Raw genomic sequence first — 18,951 nt, forward strand, 5'->3', positions numbered from 1 at the left:
GCATTAAGTCTTTTATTTGCAATCACTTACAAACCTAAACCTATCTTTCTGGAGACACTCTGATGCGACTCACTTCTTTTCTTTCTGTCTGCACGACTTTTCTTGCCGTCTGTACTACCGCAATAGTGACAGCGGATCCCCCAAAAGAGGGTAATCGAGGAGATCGACCGGAACAGCAAGATCGAGAGCGTGGTGACCGTGACCGAGGAAATCGAGAGCGTGGTGATCGTGATGGTCGTCCACCACGAGATGGAAGAGGCGGCCCAAGTGGTCGTCCAGATATGATGAAGATGTTTCCAATCATAGTTGCATTAGATGCAAATAAAGATGGAGAGATTTCCAAAGAGGAAATAGAAAATGCAACGGCTGCGCTTCAAAAACTGGATAAAGATAAAAATGGAAAACTAACTGAAGATGAATTGCGTCCTAATTTCGGTAGACGAGGTGGCGACCGGCGTGGTCCCGGCGAACCAGGTAGACGTGATGGTGATCGGCGTGGTCCTGAAGAATCTGGGAATCGCGATGGTGATCGTCGCGGGCCCGGTGGCCCTGGTGGACCTGAAAATCGTGAAAGATTCAGTGCAGCAAGCTTCGTCGAAAAAATCATGAGTAATGATAAAAACAAAGATGGAAAGCTCACAAAGGAAGAGCTTCCCGAACGAATGCAGTCCATGTTTGACCGAATTGATACCAATAAAGATAAAGAAATCGATAAAGCAGAGTTAACCAAAATGGCTGAGAATTTTAAATCTCGCAATCGTTCTGGTGGCCGAGATCGCGGCACGCGAGAATCTGGCAAGGATCGCCCCAAACGTCCTGAATCAGAAAATTAAACAATCAAAGTAGTCACTTTCGTATCACTTCGGATCTAATTTTCAAGGATTTCAATATGCAATCCAAATTAGCCGTGTTCGCTTTGTTAATCTTGATTCACTCAAGCGTTCAGGCAGAATGGACTCGTTTTCGTGGACCAAATGGATCCGGTGTTTCTAATGAAAAAAAGTCAACACCTGCAGAGTGGAGTGATCAGAAAAACCTGAAATGGAAAGCGGCTCTACCCGGTCGCGGATCCTCCAGCCCGATCATTGTGGGTGATAAAGTATTTATCACCTGCTGGTCGGGGTATGGAATGAATCGGAGTGATCCCGGCGATCAAAAAAATCTCAGACGGCATTTAGTTTGCTTGGATCGAAAGTCGGGAAAAATCTTGTGGGATAAATCGGTCAAACCGGTTTTGCCTGAAGACACCTATACCGGCATGTTTGCTGAGCATGGATATGCTTCTCATACACCCACCTCTGATGGCAAGCGCGTGTATGTCTATTATGGAAAGTCGGGAGCGCTCGCTTATGATTTCGACGGCAACCAGCTTTGGCAAACCATCGTTGGAGATGAGCTCGATCCTCGTAGATGGGGTTCTTCATCGAGTCCCATTTTATATAAGGATCTCTTAATCGTCACTGCCACGGCAGAAAGTGAAGCGATTGTCGCTCTGAATAAAGTGACTGGCAAAGAGGTTTGGCGTCAGGAATCCACGGGTTTCAACGCGACTTGGGGAACCCCCATTTTGGTTTCCATTAATGACGAGCGAACCGATTTGGTCATCGGCGTTCCTTTTGAAATTTGGAGTTTGAATCCTAACACCGGCAAATTGCGATGGTATTGTGAAGCGATGTCTACCGAGACGTATTGTTCCAGTGTGATTGCTCATAATGGTGTGGTTTATGGAATTGAAGGGCGCGGCGGTGGATCCATCGCCGTACGTGCGAATGGTAAAGGAGATGTTACCAAATCGCATGTACTCTGGTCAGGTCGCGATTCCAATCGGATTGAAACGCCCGTCATCTACCAGAATCGGATTTACTTCTTCTCCAAGGGCATTGCCAACTGTATCGATGCCAGGACGGGCGAACGCATCTTTCGCGGGCGTCTGGATTCAGGAAATACCGTCGCTTCTGATGAACGTGAGGAACAAGCGGGAAATCGATCTGGCGGTCGTCAAGGCAGAGGCGGATTTCGTGGCAGTGACTATTCTTCACCGGTGATTGCTGATGGTAAAATATATTTTACTTCTCGATCAGGTGAAACATATGTGATCAAGGCTAGTGACAAGCTGGAACAACTCTCTGTGAATCGTCTGACCGATGATAATGAAGACTTCAGCGCAACTCCAGCGGTCAGTGGCGGACAACTCTTTATCCGCTCTGACAGACACTTGTATTGTATTGGTGAACAGGACAATTGAACCTGATTTCTACAGTGAAGACTCGCCTTGAATTGTCACTACCAGCCTGCGCCCACCGGCCCGATTGCGATGTTCACAGAGATAAATTCCTTGCCAGGTTCCCAGGCAGAGTCGGCCACCGCTGATGGGAATGGAAAGCGAATTACCAATCATCGAGGCTTTCACGTGGGCGGGCATGTCATCAGGGCCTTCGCAGGTATGCACATAGGGTAGCGATTCGGGGGCAATTGTATTGAAAGCCATTTCGAGATCAACGGGAACATCGGGATCCGCATTTTCATTGATCGACAAAGAAGCCGACGTATGCATGATAAACACATGCATGATTCCCACTTCAATCTGCGATATCTCTGGCAATTCGCTGATCACTTCTCGCGTCACGAGATGAAAACCTCGATTGAAAGCCGGTAATCGGATTTGTTTTTGTATCCATGCCATATCAGGTCACTCTCTTCAATCGTGATGAGTTCGATCGGGAGCTGCCTCACACTGTGCTCGCCACCGGAGCCAATGATCGGCCAGGGTGATCGCGATCATCGCTTCCGCGATAGGTACAAAGCGGGGCAATAGACAGGGGTCATGTCGGCCTTTTGTTTTGATCGTGGTGGGCTGGCCTTGTTTTGTTACTGTGGGCTGTTCGATCAGCAGGCTGCTGGTTGGTTTGACTGCAGCGCGAAATACGAGTGGCTGCCCGGTGGAAATGCCCCCCAGATTCCCGCCGTGACGATTGGAGTCTGTCGTAATTACGGGACCACCCTCCTCCGCATCTTCTTCGGCAATGAAGTGATCATTATTCTGACTGCCTCGCATTGTGGCACACGCAAAACCCGAACCATATTCTACACCCAAAACAGCAGGAATACTGAATAGGGCTTTGGCAATATCCGCCTTCAATTTGTCGAATACCGGTTCACCTAGCCCGGCAGGCACATGACAGGCTACAATTTCAGCCACTCCACCAATGGAATCGCCCTCTTTTCGCACCTGATCAATAAACTCAATCATCTGAGTTGCCATTTGATGATCGGGACAACGTACCGGATTCAAACTACCATCGGAAAACTGCTCAACCTGATCAGCGGTAATTGAAGCTGGATCAGATATTTGTGCCTGCAAGTGACCGACTTGAGTCACATATCCCACAATGCGTCCCCCAAAGCCGGCTTCCAGAATTTTCTTGGCAACGACGCCAGCGGCAACGCGGACGTTTGTTTCTCGCGCGCTTGATCGACCACCCCCTCGATAATCACGAAATCCATATTTTGCATCGTAGGTGTAATCTGCGTGCCCGGGACGGTACTTGTCTTTGATGTCGCTATAATCTTTGCTGCGCTGGTCTTCATTTCGAATCAAGATTGCCAGGCTGGTTCCCGTGGTGACACCTTCAAAAACGCCTGCCAGAATTTCAGGGTGGTCCGCTTCTTTGCGCTGGGTCACAATCTTGCTTTGACCCGGTTTGCGTCGGTTCAGATCAACGAGCAGATCTTCCACGCTGAGTGGAATCCCCGGAGGAATACCATCAATAATCACTACATTGCCCGGACCGTGGCTTTCGCCTGCTGTTGTAATCCGAAACGCTTGTCCAAAAGAATTTCCTGCCATACACTGATTGTAACCGAAGGTTCTGGAATTTCATCCTTTCCATGCGGGTCCTGTTGATGAATTCGCAGAGAAGGTAGGAATTGTTCCGAATATTCGCACTTCGCACCTGCAGGAATTGCTCTTCATTGGTTAAAATGAGTCTCAAAAGTGATCCCAGCCAATAATTTCTCTGTTTAAATGTATCGATTCCCTCCTTCGCGTATTACGGTTCACGGAAAGAAGTCCACTCTTGTCTGACCCGCAACAGAATCAATTCCAAACCGTCCAGTTATCAGGTTGTATGATTCTGAGTCTGATGATTTTTATGGGTTGTCTGCTGCCTTTAATCTTTGTCGATCTGGCAGAAACTGCTTTAACAAATCTTCATCTCAGTCCACAAGCGGCGATTCTGGTTTTGATTGGCATGATTTTCGGATCTTTGATCAATCTGCCTGTATCCCGTTTTCCTCTCGACCGGGAGGTAAACGTCCCTGTCTTTGAATCCGTGGCAGGTCTGAAATTAATGCCACAAATGCAACGATTAAGACAAGAAGCGATCATTGCCGTCAATCTGGGAGGGTGTGTGATTCCGGTTTTCCTGGCGATCTGGCTGTCGCGATTCATCATCGCTGGTGGACTCACGCCCATCCTCGTCACTTTAACGGGAATGTGTTTGAATACAGCGATCTGCTATCGAGCTTCGCGTCTGGTCCCGGGTATGGGAATTGCGATGCCGGTCTTCATCCCGCCACTGACTGCTGTGATAGCGACGTGGTTTGGATTTGCGATCATTGGACCAATCACAGGAGACTTGGGCGTGCACTTTCATCCGCTTTACGCTCCTGTTGCGTTCGTGATTGGGATCTCGGGACCATTGATCGGCGCGGACTTAATGCACTGGAAAGAATTCAAAAAACTGGAGTCTGCGTCAATCAGCATCGGGGGAGCGGGAACCTGGGATGGTATTGTTTTATCCGGCATGATTGCCTCGCTTCTGGCCTGAGGTGAACTAAGGATGATTCCAACTGATTCTGATCCAATACGGGTTCGACTTAAATTTCATTATTATTCGATTGGTACTCTGTTGCTAAAACCTATAAACTTTCTGTAGACGTAAAGAAATAACCAACCTCAGTCATCTGATGACGAACTGAACACGATATCAATCCATTGAGAGGAAAACAGATCTTGGAATGGTGGCAAAATCTATTATTGGCGGGCGTCGGTTGTATAGCCGGTATTTTAAATGTACTGGCGGGCGGTGGTTCATTGCTGGTAATGCCGATAATGGTTTTTCTAGGTCTTGATGGTGCAGTCGCCAATGGGACAGCGCGCGTTGCCATTTTCGGGCAAAATGTTACAGCCATTGTCGGTTTCCGAAACAAGGGTTTTTCTGACTTCCGTCTCAGTCTTTCTTTGGCGCTTTGCGCACTACCCGGTACTTTACTGGGTGCATTTCTGGGATCCAAACTCAATAACATCTGGTTTAATCGTGTTTTAGCCGTGGTTATGCTGAGCGTATTGGTCACAATGATCCTGGGCAAACGTAAAAAGAAAAAGCCTGAGGTTGAACAAAAAAATCCTATTACAGAACAAAATGATTTCGATCTAGATGCGTCGGGCGTTCGAATTCCTCACACAATGACAGGGCATCTTTTGATGGTACTGGCGGGATTTTATGGTGGGTTTATTCAGGCGGGAGTTGGTTTTATCTTAATCGCCATCATGCATAGTGTCATGAAAATTGATTTGATACGTACGAATATGCATAAAGTTTTCATTGTGGCCATTTACACCATAGCCGCCATCGGAATTTTTGCCTGGCAGGGCCGAATCTATTGGACTACCGGTTTGATCTTGATGGTGGGGATGTCCATCGGTGGCTGGATCGGCTCGAATCTGGCGGTCAAAAAAGGGGAACCTTTCATCCGTGCAGTGCTTTATATCGCTATTGTTTGTTTGTCGATCAAACTATTATTAACTTAACGTATATAATACATTTTATCTGATTGATTGAATCCTTTCTGATTCAAGACCATTTTGCTTGGCAGGTAATCAAGGAAGCGTATCAATATGAGACAAGGAAGGCAAAAGATGAAATTCCTGGTTCTGATATTCCTGCTCGTGGTAAAAACGCCCGTGTGTGTGATCGCAGCCGAACCCGCTATCCAACCTGTATTTGATGCAGCGCGTTCGTATGGCTATCTGAAAAAAATCTGCCGTCTCAAATCACGTGTGAGTGGTTCCCCGGGGATGGCTGCGCAGCAAAAACTTATTTCTGAACACTTCAGAGAATTAAAGGCAAAAGTATATTTTCAGACATTTGATGCCCCTCATCCCTCAAATGGAACCCCCGTGAGGATGAACAACTTGATTGTCAGCTGGTATCCGGAAGCAAAAAAACGGATTCTCCTGGCCTGCCATTATGATACACGCCCATTTCCTGATCGAGATCGTTCACAACCACGAGGTCTCTTTATTGGCGCCAATGATGGTGCCAGCGGTGTCGCCTTCCTGATGGAACTGGGAAACGTGATGCGCGATCTTAAAATCAGTCATGGTTATGGAGTCGATTTTGTTTTTTTTGATGGCGAAGAACTCGTCTACCGTGAAAAAGATCCTTATTTTCTTGGTTCAAAATATTTTGCAAATCAATACAAAACGCAGACCAGGGATTTTGAATATGTGTATGGGATTCTGCTTGATATGATTGCAGACAAGAATCTTGCGATCTATATGGAAAAAAACAGTCTCAAATATGCCCCCCAATTGACCCGGAGCCTCTGGAATGCAGCGCGTAAGACGGGCGTCAGACAATTTATTGCCCAGGCGAAATATGAAATTCGGGATGATCATTTGCCTTTGAACGAAATTGCTCGCATTCCCACTTGTGATATTATCGACTTTGACTACCCCGCCTGGCACACCACACGGGATATTCCTCGAAACTGTTCAGGCACCAGCTTGGCAAAAGTCGGAAAAGTGCTCATTTACTGGCTGCAGAATATGCCCTGATTGCGAAATCCAGGGAGCTGCCTCTTAAATCTCCCTGGTGTTATTTACGGAGCCATTTTTCTCTTCATTTCCGCATGACGCCAATAGCCAGAGACAAGTTCTTCTTAGCGCAACGAGTCAAGAGAGGGAATGTTCCCCAAACGCAACATTTCCGTTTATTCCAATCAGCTCAAGTTTGATTAGAAAGAAATCACTGATTGTCGGATTTTCACCATGTTTCCAGTCTGCGTCCGTCTCCAAAATAAACATCATCAAACACGTTTCATCTTAAACTGATTTTGTTAAACTAAGAATCGACGGACGGGAAGATTGGCTTGGTTACATTTCATACTTCAGAGGGATTTCCCCCACCACTGATCAAGGATGCAGAGATTGTGACAGATACGATTCCGGGCATTATCGTTGGAGCCTTCCTGGTTTTATTTGGTGCCGGGCTGATTCAACTACATCGGACATCCTGGTTTAACCATCAACATGATGCGGATATCGGCGACAGCGATTTACAATTTTTCGGGAAACAATATCGCAGGCGGATGCAAACTTCGAGTCTGTTGATTCTGATCGGTTTTCTGATTGTGATCGGCGATGCCCCCTATATGCCCTGGAAAATGTATCCGGCATTATTCGGAGTGTACTGGGGAGGAATACTGCTGATCGCATTCTGGATCATCCTGAGCGCCATGGGTGATATGAGTGCGTCTCGGGTCAGGTCCACAGCAATGATCGCGCGAATCCAGGATCAACAACGACTTCTGGAGAAACAGATTATGGACTTGAAGAATAAAAAACAGAATTTAGATGAAAAGAAATCATCTCCGGAAGAGGAACAAAAACAGTAATCAGGTACCGTCTAAGTTCTCTATGCTCTGTTTACCATTTTTTTCAGCGTGAGCAGTTTGATGAGGCTACTTAGGAAGCAACACGCGCTTTTAATAACTCATCCGATGGTAAACGGTCATAGCCGAACATCTCGAATGCTTTTTGGTAGAGCTCGTAGATTTTCTTTTCCTGTGCAGCATCCATTTCGTATTTGTTCTGTTTATAGGATTTTTGATCCTGCAAATACGGCTGCATGTTCTTTACTAAATCATCAAAACCAGGAAGATTCAGTTGCTCGTAAACTTTTCTGAGTTCATCCACAGGATCTTCTTCGAGGTCTTCAAAACGTACCTCATGTAACTGGCCTTCCGGAACCGTTTTCCGATCTTGCTCATAAACGTCCAGATGTCTGAGATAGATATTCGACATATCCTCTTCTAATTTTTCCATATCAAGAGGAGCAAAGCCGTTATCGCCAAACATGGTCTTTCTTAGATGAAGTGTTGAATTATAAACTTTGTACGGGTCTCGATAAATGTAAACGAACTGGGCATCAGGAAACATTTTGAGAAGAAACGGTATCCGAAACGTATGCGTGGGAGACTTTAATAAAACGCGCTTGTTTTCGCCGCCTTTGAAAGTCACTTTCTTCAGAAAATACAAAAACGTTTTTTTCCAGATCGATTCTTCTCTGGGAGTCAGTTTATCTAACTCATAGTAACGATCGTAGACTTCTGGTTGATCGCTGAAGCCAATCGCAAGATAAGGCGACATCAAATGCAGCAGCATGATAGATGTCTCGTCTTCCTGAGGTAGATCCCATTCGACGGGCATATTGTCCATCGGACGTTGTTTCGGTATTAGCAATTTCACCACATGCTTCAGCACGGATTCTGTCAAAAGAAAGTGAGAGGGAAACAACATCGCTCCCATATTAGGATAGATGAATTTCTTATCCATTGACATCAGATTATGCAGAAGCGTTGTTCCACTTCGCCAATGTCCGATGATGAATACGGGCGGTTCCAATTTTGTTCGATTGACTTTACGGCTGAAAAACAATTTTTCTAATAAGCTGAAGCAGGAATTAGAAATACTGAGTAACCCGGAAGAAATTAAACGAGATAAGCCTGACCACCGAATTGTGGGACGCAGCCTCATCAGTTTGATGAAATTTGTGAATCCAATTCCAGACCAGACGCAAAAGGGCCCTTTGGTAGATACCGTTTTATTTTCCTGTCTTTTTGTCATCTGAAACGACAGTCCTACTCTATTCAACACAAGTCAGAGGGTAGCGCATCAAATTATGTCCGTACTGAGAACGCGTTGATCAATGCAACTTAGCTGAATTGTAAAGTATGTGCTATAAATTATTTCTGAGATTGTATTCTGGCAGGCAATATTGGAGAACGGCAATTTCGTTGATTTTGCACCTCAAGATCTATTTTACCTTGATTTGAACAAGGAATAGTTCAAAGGTCCTCTCATGAATTTCTTTCGACACCCCATGAGAAAGACTGGACCCACTCTTGCCCCTTAAACGGGATTGACCAAATAGAGCAGATTCAACACTCTGGAAATCGTGTATCCATAACCTCTAAATTAACTGTTTGCCCCTAATTCTACAATTAACAAGACAGAAATTGTTTGAATCGTACTGTTCCTCTATTTAAATCCAGAGAGGGAGAATCAGGGCACTTCTTTTATTTGAGAGACCAAAGAGTGAACACCAGCCTAGTGCTTTTTCAAGCTTGGAGTTGAGGGCCGAGAGTGTTGTTTACGTGCCTCGTTATTGTTCTCCCGTGATCGGGATCACCCCAAAAAATCCAAAAAATGACATGACTCTAGTCCAGCAAATCTCTAATCGAATGAAAATCACCTTTGAGTGACTGATAGAGCTGACGAAACACAGGGTAAGAATGGTTGTATACTTTTTTATGTTTAGGGTTTACGTTCGTACGCTCGACAACACGAATCGTAGCAGAACAGGCTTCAACCACATCCTTATAAGCCCCGGTTCCTGCTGCCGCCAGGAGAGCAACCCCATAAGCGGGCCCCTCTTCGGCATTGATTGTCACTACTTTTTGACCGTAAATGTCGGCCTGGATCTGCCGCCAGAACGGGCTTCTGGCCCCTCCCCCGGAAAGTCGGATCTCTTTCACGGGGATATTCAAGTCCTGAATGATTTCTAAAGAATCGCGCATCGCGTATGTTGCTCCCTCAATAACTGCCCTGCTCAAATGGGAACGACCATGCCTCAGACTTAACCCGATCCAGGCAGCGCGGGCATCGGGATCCGCATGTGGTGTGCGCTCTCCTGTCAGATAAGGGAGGAAAAACAATCCTTCACTTCCAGCGGGCGCTTCGGCTGCCTGGTCAGTAATCAGTTGATAGGGATCTACCTTCTGGCGTTTGGCGCTGGCAACCTGCTGTTCGCAGAGTTGATTGCGATACCATTGCAGACTACCTCCGGCGGAGAGCACAACTCCCATTACGTGCCACTTATCTCGTACTGCATGACAGAACGTATGCACGCGGCCTGCGGGATCAATCTGTACTTCATCACTGTGCGCAAATACCACACCACTGGTTCCCATCGTGGCTGAGATCACTCCTTTTTTCACAATTCCATTACCGATAGCACCAGCGGCCTGATCACCACCACCACCCACAACAGCCACGCCTTTGGAAATCCCCAACAGCCGGGCCGCAGCTTCTGTTACATGACCACTGACGTCTTCTGATTCATAAACGTCGGGTAACAAGTCTGCATCCAGTTCCAATTTGCTCAATAAAGTTCGGCTCCATTTCCGCTGTTTGACATTCAGCAATAATGTTCCTGAAGCATCACTGACTTCGGTCGCAAATTCTCCCGTCAATCGATATCGAATGTAATCCTTAGGCAGTAACACTTGAACGGTTTTCGCGAAGTTCCGAGGCTCGTGATTACGCAGCCAGAGTATTTTGGGAGCCGTAAATCCTGTTAACGCTGGATTTGCCACCATGCTGATCAATTTTTTCCGACCGCCGGCACGCTGCTCGATCTCTGCACATTCCGCAGCCGTTCGCTGATCATTCCAGAGCAGGGCAGGCCGAATCACTTCGTGTTTTTTATCGAGAAAAACACTCCCGTGCATCTGCCCGCTCAACCCAATGCCTTTGACTTCGACAGGCTTAATCTTGCCTGCCTTCAATACTTTGCGAACACTTTTGATCGTCGCCTGCCACCAGTCTTCGGGATTCTGTTCCGACCAGCCTGGATGGGGGCTATAGAGTGGATATTCGATGGTCGCTGAAGCGAGAATGGTTCCATCTTCTCGCATCGCCAATGTTTTTGTTCCACTCGTTCCTATATCCACTCCCAGAAAGACTGCCATACTCGTTTTCCCTCATCCTTTAGTCAGTAGATCAATCGCTGCGATCAGCAAAAGAAGTTATCTCGAAAAGATAATGATCACTCTGGACAGACACAACCGATGGGTTGGACCTCGGCAATTTCGCGAACCCAAATATTGCGAAACCTTGTCTTGTTTCTATGAAATTGAAGCTGGATCGGTAGCTTCTCTGCATGAGCCGTATAAAACGGTGGCTGATGATAGAAAGTGTTTCCTTGCAGTTCCGAATGATTTTGTACAACAACACCATTTTGAATCACAGTGATGTAGGCAGACTTTACCAGTTGTCCATACTCATTAAATCGGGGGGCCGTAAAAATGATATCGTAGGTTTGCCATTCTCCTGGTTTACGGCAGGCATTAACCATCGGTGGATATTGCTTGTAAAGCGATCCAGCCTGACCATCAAAATAAGTTTTGTTTTCATACGAATCAAGAATCTGGACTTCGTATTTCCCCATCAGAAACACACCACTATTTCCGCGGCCTTGCCCGCTGCCTTCAATTTTTTCTGGCGTGGCCCATTCCAGATGTAACTGGCAGTCACCAAATGATTGCTTGGTTTCGATGCTTTTATTGGTGGTAATTGCGTAACCGTCCTGAATTTTCCATTGATCGCCGTCTTTCCATTGATCCAGATTTTTTCCATTGAACAAAACAATCGCATCGGAAGGTGCCTGGTTTGGATTGGCTGTGACAATCGTTGGCTCTTTCCAAATCAAACCATTCTTGTATTCTTCTACCAGGTTCCCATAGGTGTGATAAGCGGTTCCCAGAAAAACAATCGCCACTAAAAATTGAAATTTGCTTCGCCAGACTTTCATAAGATTATCCTGTTCTTTTTGCTATAAATAATTTTGGGTATGAATCAAGAGATGCCCGTCTTTCTCAACTGTACTCTTCAGAAGTATTTCACCTTACGATTAATAATCCAGGCTAGCTCCGCCTTCGGCTTCGATCGCCTGACCGGTAAGAAAGCTGGAATCTTCCGTCGCCAGAAACAGTGCCAATCGCCCCATTTCTTCAATCGTTCCCATACGTTTAAAAACCTGGAGATCAGCAACTCGCTTCAAGGCGGTCTCCGCATCCGGGAGGGTGGCAGCCCAGTCGCGCATCAGGGGAGTATCGATGTTACTGGGCAAAATTGCATTCACGCGAACCCCGACTTCCCCCAGTTCAATGGCCAATGATTTCGTAAAGCTGACCTGAGCGCCTTTGGTTGAACAATAGGCGGTCGAATGATGTTGACCTAACACAGCCGTCATCGACGACATGTTGATGATGGTCCCTTTGGTTTTGCGCAGATGAGGTAATGCATACTTCGCTCCGGCAAACGTGCTGAGAAAGTTCACGCGCATCAACTCTTCCATCTCTTCGATGCTGGTTTCTTCCAGTGACATCGCGGCCGGGTGTACCCCCGCATTATTGATGATGCAATCCAGTCTGCCAAATTGGTCCACCACCATTTCGACAGCAGATAAAATCTGTTGATGATCGCCGACATCGCATTGAATATATATGGCTCTGCCGGGTCCTTTTTCATTCAATTCGCGTGCTAAATTCTGGCCAGCGTGAATGCCCCTCGCTAGAATTGCGACCAGACCGCCTTCTTCACAAAAAACGCGCGAGCAACCTTCGCCAATCCCTTTACTGCCGCCGGTGACAATCACGGCACGATCTTTAAATCTCATGTTTCCCCCAATGGAGATATTCCACTGAATCCGAGTCGGAATCAACGATAGATACCTGTTCTGGTTAGCCATTTACGGTAACAATTACCGAGAGGGAATTCCAATCAAACGCTGAAATGAATTCTCAGACATTGATTAAATTAATGAGCTTTATTTTCCCGACGTTGTGCAAGAGATCATCAAGCAGTGATTACAGTTGCGATCCGAGACGTAATATTTCGGGAAGTTCGGCCAGATTCAAATTGCCACCACTCAGGACCGCAACTACGGTTTTGCCTTGAAACCGATCTTGATTTTTCAAGATTGCAGCCAGAGCTGCTGCACCTGCCCCTTCGACCAGATTGTGAGTTTCTTTCATAATATGATAGGCGGCGATACGCATTTCATCTTCACTGACGAGTAGAAAGTCATCTACGACCGATTTCATAATTTCTTGAGTCAGTTCAGCGGATGAACGTGTGGCGACCCCTTCGGCCCAGGTTAGAGCCGACTCAGTTGTCTGCATCGAACCTGCTTTCCATGAGAGCTGATTCGCTGGCGCATTCTCGGCTCCGACGCCGATAATTTCGGTTGAAGGATTCAAGTGTCTGGCAACGATTCCTGTTCCACAGACACCACTTCCCATGCCTACTGGAACAACAATCACATCGGGTGTTTTCAACTTTTCAAAAATCTCAATCGCCTGAGTCCCCACGCCGGCAATCAGCTTAGGCTCGTTTCCGGAATGCACGTAACGTCTTTTTCCATCAACCAACACTTGCTCTAAATACTGTTTTGCTTCATCAAAGTCTTCGCCCTGTTCAATGATTTCTGCTCCTAGTAATTTGATCGCGCGCACTTTATCGGGGTTATTATTTTTCGGAACCACGATCGTACATTTCACACCAAACTTGCGAGCCGCATACGCGAGAGACTGGCCATGATTTCCCGTCGAACATCCCATGATTCCGGCCTGACGTTCTGCTTCTGAAAGCGTGCCAACCAGATTAATTCCCCCCCTGACTTTAAATGCTCCCACCGGTTGGTAGTTTTCATGCTTTAAATAGAATTTCGTGCCCGTTAATAAACTCAAACCCGGCCATTCATAGAGCGGGGTTGGGGATAAGACCTGACGAACATGAGTGACGGCTTCCTGTACATCCTGAAAAGTAGGGGGCTGCATGATTTACCTGGCTCATTTAAATTTGGGACGGGAACATTCTTTTGGGAATGACACACGACTGAAGTTGAAGTTCGTCATAAAATCATCCTTTGTCAAGTTCTGAAACGCACGATTTCAATATCAATCAGGAGATCCCATTGTTGCGTGTGATCTAAACGCCTGCTATCATTGTAATAAAGGTTTGCAGTGAGAGAACACACTACCGATCACGATGATCCTGCCTGCCAGACTTTGGTAGTCTGGCTACCGTTAACTCGAATCGTTACGGATTGGTATCACCAAACCAGAGTTTCATGCGTTTGATGTACCAGGAATTCCGGGCTGTGACAACGTCTTCCCCGGTACTTCACTCGTATCCCCTGCTGAGGGCAAGTTTTCATGTCTCAGGTAATGATCAGGCATTTTGGAATGGGGCTGGTTGTTTTTTTACTTCTCCCGAACCAGGCCGACGCTGAAGAAAAAAAAGTCAGTTTCAATCGTGATATCCGTCCGATTCTTTCGCGAAACTGCTTCCAATGTCACGGCCCTGATTCGACACATCGAGAAGCAGATTTACGCCTGGACCTTGAAGAGAGTGTTAAAAAAACATCTGGAGCCGAATTGATTATTCGTCCCGGGCAGCCTGATCAGAGTCTGCTGTTCGAGCGCATTACCAGCAACGACCCCGATCTGGTTATGCCACCTGCCGATTCCGGAAAGTCACTCAAGCCATCTGAAATTCAAATGATTAAACAATGGATTGAAGAGGGCGCCCCCTGGTCTAAACACTGGGCCTATTTGAAGCCACAGTCAACGTCCGTGCCGAAGGTGAAGAATCAGAACTGGCCTCTGAACTGGATTGATCATTTTATTTTAGCCCGTCTGGAGGAACAAAAACTTCAGCCAGCGGAGGAAGCAGATAAAATCACTCTGATTCGTCGTCTCAGTTTTGACCTGACGGGACTTCCGCCTACTCCAGAGGAAGTGAATCAGTTTGTTAAAGATCAAAGCAGGCAGTCTTACGAACAGCTTGTGGATCGATTACTGGCGTCTCCTCATTACGGAGAACGGATGGCGATGTACTGGCTGGATCTCGTCCGTTTCGCTGATACTGTGGGTTATCATGGTGATCAGGATCACCATATTTCTCCCTATCGCGATTATGTCATTCGAGCATTTAACGAGAACCTGCCCTTCGATCAATTTACCCGAGAGCAGTTGGCGGGCGATTTATTACCGAACTCAACGCTGCAACAAAAAGTCGCCACCGGTTATAACCGTGTGCTGCAAACTTCGCATGAGGGAGGAGTACAACGAAAGGAATATCTGGCCATCTACGCCGCCGACCGTATCCGAAATTTTTCCGGTGTCTGGATGGGGGCAACCATGGGTTGTTGTCAATGTCATGACCACAAGTATGACCCCTATACCATCAAGGATTTTTATTCGCTGGTTTCCTTTTTTGCGGATATCGATGAAGACCAGCACCTGCGACGCGGCTCCGATCGCATACCGACAGTACGCGCACCCGAAATGTTTCTCTATAAAGATTCAGAAATAAAACAGATTTCTGAAATCGAATCAAATATGAAAACCATTGAATTGGCTTTGAAGTCAACGACGGTTGAAAAAGATAAAAAGCGATTGAAGCAGGAGTTGGAAAAACTGAAAAAAACGCGTGCGGCTATAGATCGCAGTGCAACAAAAACGATGATCACCGTCTCGATCAAACCACGTGATATTCGAATTCTGCCGCGAGGTAACTGGCTTGATGAAAGCGGTCCTCTTGTTCAACCCGCCATTCCTGAATTTCTGGGAAGTTTAAAAAATGATCACAGCCGTTTAACTCGTCTTGATCTGGCAAACTGGTTATCAGACAAAAACGGATATGGTTTGTTGACCGCTCGGGTATTTGCCAATCGATTCTGGTATCTCTTTTTCGGTCGTGGAATTGCTCCCGTGCTGGATGATTTTGGAGGACAGGGAGGACCACCGCATTATCAGGAACTCCTGGACCAATTGGCTTTGAAATTTTATGAAGATCAATGGGATGTCAAACAAATGGTCAAGTTCATCGTAATGAGCCGGGCCTATCGCCAGTCTTCACTGGAATCTGCTGAACAGCGAAAACGTGATCCGTTCAATCAAAAGCTCAATCGTCAGGCACGTTTTCGTTTACCTGCAGAAATGATTCGGGATAATGCGCTGGCCATCAGCGGACTTCTAGTGACAGACATTGGTGGCCCAAGCGTAAAGCCTTATCAACCAGCGGGCTATTATCGTCACTTGAATTTTCCCAAGCGGAAATATGTTTCACATACTGATGAACGGCAATGGCGTCGAGGGTTGTATGTGCATTGGCAACGACAGTTTCTACACCCCATGTTGAAGGCCTTTGATGCGCCCAGCCGCGAAGAATGTACAGCACAGCGACCTCAATCAAATACACCGATTGCTGCGATGACTTTGTTGAATGATCCCACATTCATCGAAGCAGCCCGTAAGTTCGCTGAAGACGTTTTGCAGAATGGTGGTAAATCTGATACAGAGAAAATACGGTATGCTTTTTCCAAAGCAACCTCCCGCGCTCCTGAAAAAATAGAATCAAACGCGCTGATGAAATTATTAAATTCGAATCGCAGGGTTTATCAATCAAAACCCAAAGATGCTCAAGCGATCACAAATTCCGGATTAGCAAAAACGAAACAGAATTTGGATGCGGTTGAAATCGCCTCATGGACGGAAGTCACACGGGCATTGTTGAATCTGAATGAAGTGGTGACGAGGAATTAAACGCTATGAATGATTGGAATCAGATACAAATCGGTTTAAACCGTCGCACATTTCTGTCTCAATCGGGTGTTGGGCTGGGAGCAGCCGCTCTCAGTTCTTTATTGTCCGGAGAAAAAACCGCAACGGCGCAATCGAAGCGACAAGGGGCATCAGTCGGAGGACTGCCAGGCTTGCCGCATTTTGCGCCAAAAGCAAAGCGGGTGATCTTCCTATGTATGGCCGGTGGCCCGACACATCTTGAGACGTTTGACTATAAACCCAAGTTAGCACAAATGGATGGGAAGCCATTTCCAGAAAGCTACACGAAAGGCCAACCCATTGCGCAATTACAGGGAAAAGTACTGAAATGCCAGGGACCTTTGACCAAATTTCGAAAGTACGGACAGAGCGGTCAGGAAATCAGTGACTTCCTCCCCTGGACGGGAAAAATCGCGGATGAGATTTGTATCATTCGCTCCATGGTGACCGAGCAAATCAATCATGATCCCGCGCATACGTTTCTGAATACGGGAACCATCATCAGTGGTCGACCTTCGATGGGCTCCTGGATCACCTATGGTCTCGGCAGCGAAACAGAAGAATTACCCGGCTTCGTTGTACTCACTAGTGTGGGCGGACGAAATCCCCAACCGATTGCTTCACGACAATGGGGAACCGGCTTTCTTCCCAGCCGCTATCAGGGAGTGCAGTTTAACTCCACGGGAGATCCGGTAAATTATTTAACGAATCCGGCTGGCATCAATGCACAACAACAGAAAGAACTGATTGAAACGGTTCAAAAACTGGATCAGTTCCGCAACCAGCGCGTGGCCAATCCGGAAATTGACACACGCATCGCCGCCTATGAAATGGCATTCAAAATGCAAACCTCGGTTCCCGAATTAATGGATCTTTCCGGCGAATCGAAACAGACACTGGAAATGTATGGCGCTGAACCAGGATCGGGAACTTATGCCACGAATTGTCTGCTGGCAAGACGACTGGCCGAACGAGGTTCCAGATTTATTCATCTTTATCATCGTGGATGGGACCATCATGGTGATCTAGTTCGCTATATGAATACCTGTTGTGGTTTAACAGACAAGCCAACCTGGGCGTTAATCAACGATCTCAAAAAACGTGGAATGCTCGATGAGACACTGGTGATCTGGGGTGGTGAATTTGGCAGAACTCCCATGTTCCAAGGCAAAGGGGGCGCGGGCCGCGATCATCATATTAAAGGATTTTCGATGTGGATGGCAGGGGGAGGGATAAAAGGTGGAATAACCCATGGTGCAACCGACGAATTAGGCTATAATTCTGTTGAGAACATTGTGAATGTCCGAGATCTGCATGCAACGATGCTGCACCTGCTGGGAATCAATCATCAACGATTCAGCGTGGAATTCCAAGGCTTGGATACCAGACTCACGGGTGTCGAAGAAGCACATGTAATCAAAAAAATTCTGACGTAGTATGGCACTATATAGTCCCCGAAGGGCGCCCCGATGGTCTTGATCGTCGCGGCGTCTTCATTTAAATCTGCCACAGGAAGCCATTCTGTGTCCTGGTTACACTTTGAGATCTTCCGCGCTCTGTTCCAAATCGCTTTGATAGCGCTGTCTGACTGGTTCAATAATTTCAGCGATAAATGCATCCACCTGCTCGGGAGCACGGCCGATATATTTCCTGGCATCGAGGGCACTGTTCAGGTCACATTTCGAGAATGCGGGATCTTTTTGCAGGCGTTCGATCAGGTCATTCTGTCCGCCATGTACTTTCACTTCTGCGCCAGCCGCCTGACTGTGAACGCGGATGAGTTCATGCAAATCCTGACGATCACCGCCCGCTGCTACACCGGCCATCAAAAATTCTTCGGTCGCCATAAAGGGCAGCTCTTCGTTCAAATGTTTCTCGATGACTTTGGGATAAACGACCATACCATCGACAATATTGCGATACAGAATTAGAACAGCGTCGATTGCCAGAAAAGATTGAGGCAGGGACAGGCGCCGATTGGCACTGTCGTCCAAGGTTCGTTCCATCCATTGTGTTGCAGCGGTATCTTCGGCATTGGAAGTTAGACTCATCGCAAAGCGGGCCAATGAACACATCCGTTCGGATCGCATGGGATTCCGTTTGTAAGCCATTGCAGAAGAACCAATTTGTTTCTTTTCAAACGGTTCTTCCAGCTCCTTACGGTTTTGTAAAATTCGAATATCATTGCCGGCTTTATGCGCCGATTGACCAATGCCACTCAACGCCGACAATACCTGAGCATCGACTTTGCGT

General features: G+C 46.7%; 15 protein-coding genes and 1 pseudogene. 8 read left to right on the top strand and 8 right to left on the bottom strand.

Going from position 1 to position 18,951, the window contains the following annotated elements; translation table 11 throughout:
• Positions 1-62 precede the first annotated feature (62 nt).
• Together Q0668_RS09715 and Q0668_RS09720 are read left to right on the top strand one after the other, a co-directional pair.
• Positions 63-833, top strand: a complete 771-nt coding sequence (locus tag Q0668_RS09715; RefSeq protein ID WP_298863519.1) for a hypothetical protein — start codon at positions 63-65, stop codon at positions 831-833.
• Between the two features lie 56 nt (positions 834-889).
• Complete coding sequence (locus tag Q0668_RS09720) at positions 890-2,245, top strand: PQQ-binding-like beta-propeller repeat protein (protein ID WP_298863522.1); 1,356 nt, start codon at positions 890-892, stop codon at positions 2,243-2,245.
• Between the two features lie 9 nt (positions 2,246-2,254).
• Here Q0668_RS09720 and Q0668_RS09725 read toward each other — a convergent pair whose 3' ends face one another.
• Positions 2,255-2,683, bottom strand: coding sequence for a secondary thiamine-phosphate synthase enzyme YjbQ (locus Q0668_RS09725; protein ID WP_298863525.1), 429 nt, complete (start codon positions 2,681-2,683; stop codon positions 2,255-2,257).
• A gap of 15 nt (positions 2,684-2,698) precedes the next feature.
• A complete protein-coding gene (gene aroC, locus Q0668_RS09730) occupies positions 2,699-3,847 on the bottom strand; it encodes a chorismate synthase (RefSeq protein ID WP_298863528.1) in 1,149 nt (382 codons plus the stop codon).
• A gap of 229 nt (positions 3,848-4,076) precedes the next feature.
• On the opposite strand from aroC, the gene Q0668_RS09735 reads away from it, so the two are divergent.
• The 4 genes from Q0668_RS09735 (at position 4,077) to Q0668_RS09750 (ending at position 7,680) form a co-directional block, all read left to right on the top strand.
• A complete protein-coding gene (locus Q0668_RS09735; protein ID WP_298863531.1) occupies positions 4,077-4,829 on the top strand; it encodes a DUF1614 domain-containing protein in 753 nt (250 codons plus the stop codon).
• A 185-nt stretch (positions 4,830-5,014) separates the two neighbouring features.
• Positions 5,015-5,812 (top strand): sulfite exporter TauE/SafE family protein, encoded by a 798-nt coding sequence (locus tag Q0668_RS09740; RefSeq protein WP_298863534.1) that lies wholly within the window; start codon positions 5,015-5,017, stop codon positions 5,810-5,812.
• Between the two features lie 108 nt (positions 5,813-5,920).
• On the top strand, positions 5,921-6,841 hold the full coding sequence (locus tag Q0668_RS09745; RefSeq protein ID WP_298863537.1) for a M28 family peptidase: 921 nt from the start codon (positions 5,921-5,923) through the stop codon (positions 6,839-6,841).
• A 314-nt stretch (positions 6,842-7,155) separates the two neighbouring features.
• On the top strand, positions 7,156-7,680 hold the full coding sequence (locus Q0668_RS09750) for a hypothetical protein (RefSeq protein ID WP_298863540.1): 525 nt from the start codon (positions 7,156-7,158) through the stop codon (positions 7,678-7,680).
• Positions 7,681-7,750: 70 nt separating this feature from the next.
• On the opposite strand, the gene Q0668_RS09755 is transcribed toward Q0668_RS09750, so the two are convergent.
• From Q0668_RS09755 to Q0668_RS09775, 5 genes are all read right to left on the bottom strand, one after another.
• A complete protein-coding gene (locus tag Q0668_RS09755; RefSeq protein ID WP_298863544.1) occupies positions 7,751-8,911 on the bottom strand; it encodes a sulfotransferase in 1,161 nt (386 codons plus the stop codon).
• Between the two features lie 593 nt (positions 8,912-9,504).
• A complete protein-coding gene (gene xylB, locus Q0668_RS09760; protein WP_298863547.1) occupies positions 9,505-11,037 on the bottom strand; it encodes a xylulokinase in 1,533 nt (510 codons plus the stop codon).
• Positions 11,038-11,114: 77 nt separating this feature from the next.
• Positions 11,115-11,879, bottom strand: coding sequence for a DUF1080 domain-containing protein (locus Q0668_RS09765; protein ID WP_298863550.1), 765 nt, complete (start codon positions 11,877-11,879; stop codon positions 11,115-11,117).
• A gap of 99 nt (positions 11,880-11,978) precedes the next feature.
• Positions 11,979-12,746, bottom strand: coding sequence for an SDR family oxidoreductase (locus Q0668_RS09770; RefSeq protein WP_298863553.1), 768 nt, complete (start codon positions 12,744-12,746; stop codon positions 11,979-11,981).
• A 190-nt stretch (positions 12,747-12,936) separates the two neighbouring features.
• Positions 12,937-13,908 (bottom strand): threonine/serine dehydratase, encoded by a 972-nt coding sequence (locus tag Q0668_RS09775; protein ID WP_298863556.1) that lies wholly within the window; start codon positions 13,906-13,908, stop codon positions 12,937-12,939.
• A 378-nt stretch (positions 13,909-14,286) separates the two neighbouring features.
• On the opposite strand from Q0668_RS09775, the gene Q0668_RS09780 reads away from it, so the two are divergent.
• Positions 14,287-16,680: a PSD1 and planctomycete cytochrome C domain-containing protein gene (locus Q0668_RS09780; RefSeq protein WP_298863559.1), complete on the top strand. Its 2,394-nt coding sequence runs from the start codon at positions 14,287-14,289 to the stop codon at positions 16,678-16,680.
• Positions 16,681-16,685: 5 nt separating this feature from the next.
• Positions 16,686-18,134 (top strand): DUF1501 domain-containing protein, encoded by a 1,449-nt coding sequence (locus Q0668_RS09785; protein ID WP_298863562.1) that lies wholly within the window; start codon positions 16,686-16,688, stop codon positions 18,132-18,134.
• Between the two features lie 96 nt (positions 18,135-18,230).
• Here Q0668_RS09785 and Q0668_RS09790 read toward each other — a convergent pair.
• Positions 18,231-18,951 (bottom strand): annotated as a pseudogene (locus Q0668_RS09790) (lyase family protein); the annotation flags it as partial.

Origin of the sequence: uncultured Gimesia sp. (genome assembly GCF_937910335.1) — a bacterium.
Taxonomy (GTDB): Bacteria; Planctomycetota; Planctomycetia; order Planctomycetales; family Planctomycetaceae; genus Gimesia.

Excerpts from the sequence above, each read along its gene's own strand:
- Q0668_RS09720 (WP_298863522.1), top strand. The coding sequence starts at position 890 with ATGCAATCCAAATTAGCCGTGTTCGCTTTGTTAATCTTGATTCACTCA.
- aroC (WP_298863528.1), bottom strand. The coding sequence starts at position 3,847 with ATGGCAGGAAATTCTTTTGGACAAGCGTTTCGGATTACAACAGCAGGC.
- Q0668_RS09715 (WP_298863519.1), top strand. The coding sequence starts at position 63 with ATGCGACTCACTTCTTTTCTTTCTGTCTGCACGACTTTTCTTGCCGTC.
- Q0668_RS09765 (WP_298863550.1), bottom strand. The coding sequence starts at position 11,879 with ATGAAAGTCTGGCGAAGCAAATTTCAATTTTTAGTGGCGATTGTTTTT.
- Q0668_RS09775 (WP_298863556.1), bottom strand. The coding sequence starts at position 13,908 with ATGCAGCCCCCTACTTTTCAGGATGTACAGGAAGCCGTCACTCATGTT.
- Q0668_RS09755 (WP_298863544.1), bottom strand. The coding sequence starts at position 8,911 with ATGACAAAAAGACAGGAAAATAAAACGGTATCTACCAAAGGGCCCTTT.
- Q0668_RS09745 (WP_298863537.1), top strand. The coding sequence starts at position 5,921 with ATGAAATTCCTGGTTCTGATATTCCTGCTCGTGGTAAAAACGCCCGTG.
- xylB (WP_298863547.1), bottom strand. The coding sequence starts at position 11,037 with ATGGCAGTCTTTCTGGGAGTGGATATAGGAACGAGTGGAACAAAAACA.
- Q0668_RS09770 (WP_298863553.1), bottom strand. The coding sequence starts at position 12,746 with ATGAGATTTAAAGATCGTGCCGTGATTGTCACCGGCGGCAGTAAAGGG.
- Q0668_RS09780 (WP_298863559.1), top strand. The coding sequence starts at position 14,287 with ATGTCTCAGGTAATGATCAGGCATTTTGGAATGGGGCTGGTTGTTTTT.
- Q0668_RS09725 (WP_298863525.1), bottom strand. The coding sequence starts at position 2,683 with ATGGCATGGATACAAAAACAAATCCGATTACCGGCTTTCAATCGAGGT.
- Q0668_RS09785 (WP_298863562.1), top strand. The coding sequence starts at position 16,686 with ATGAATGATTGGAATCAGATACAAATCGGTTTAAACCGTCGCACATTT.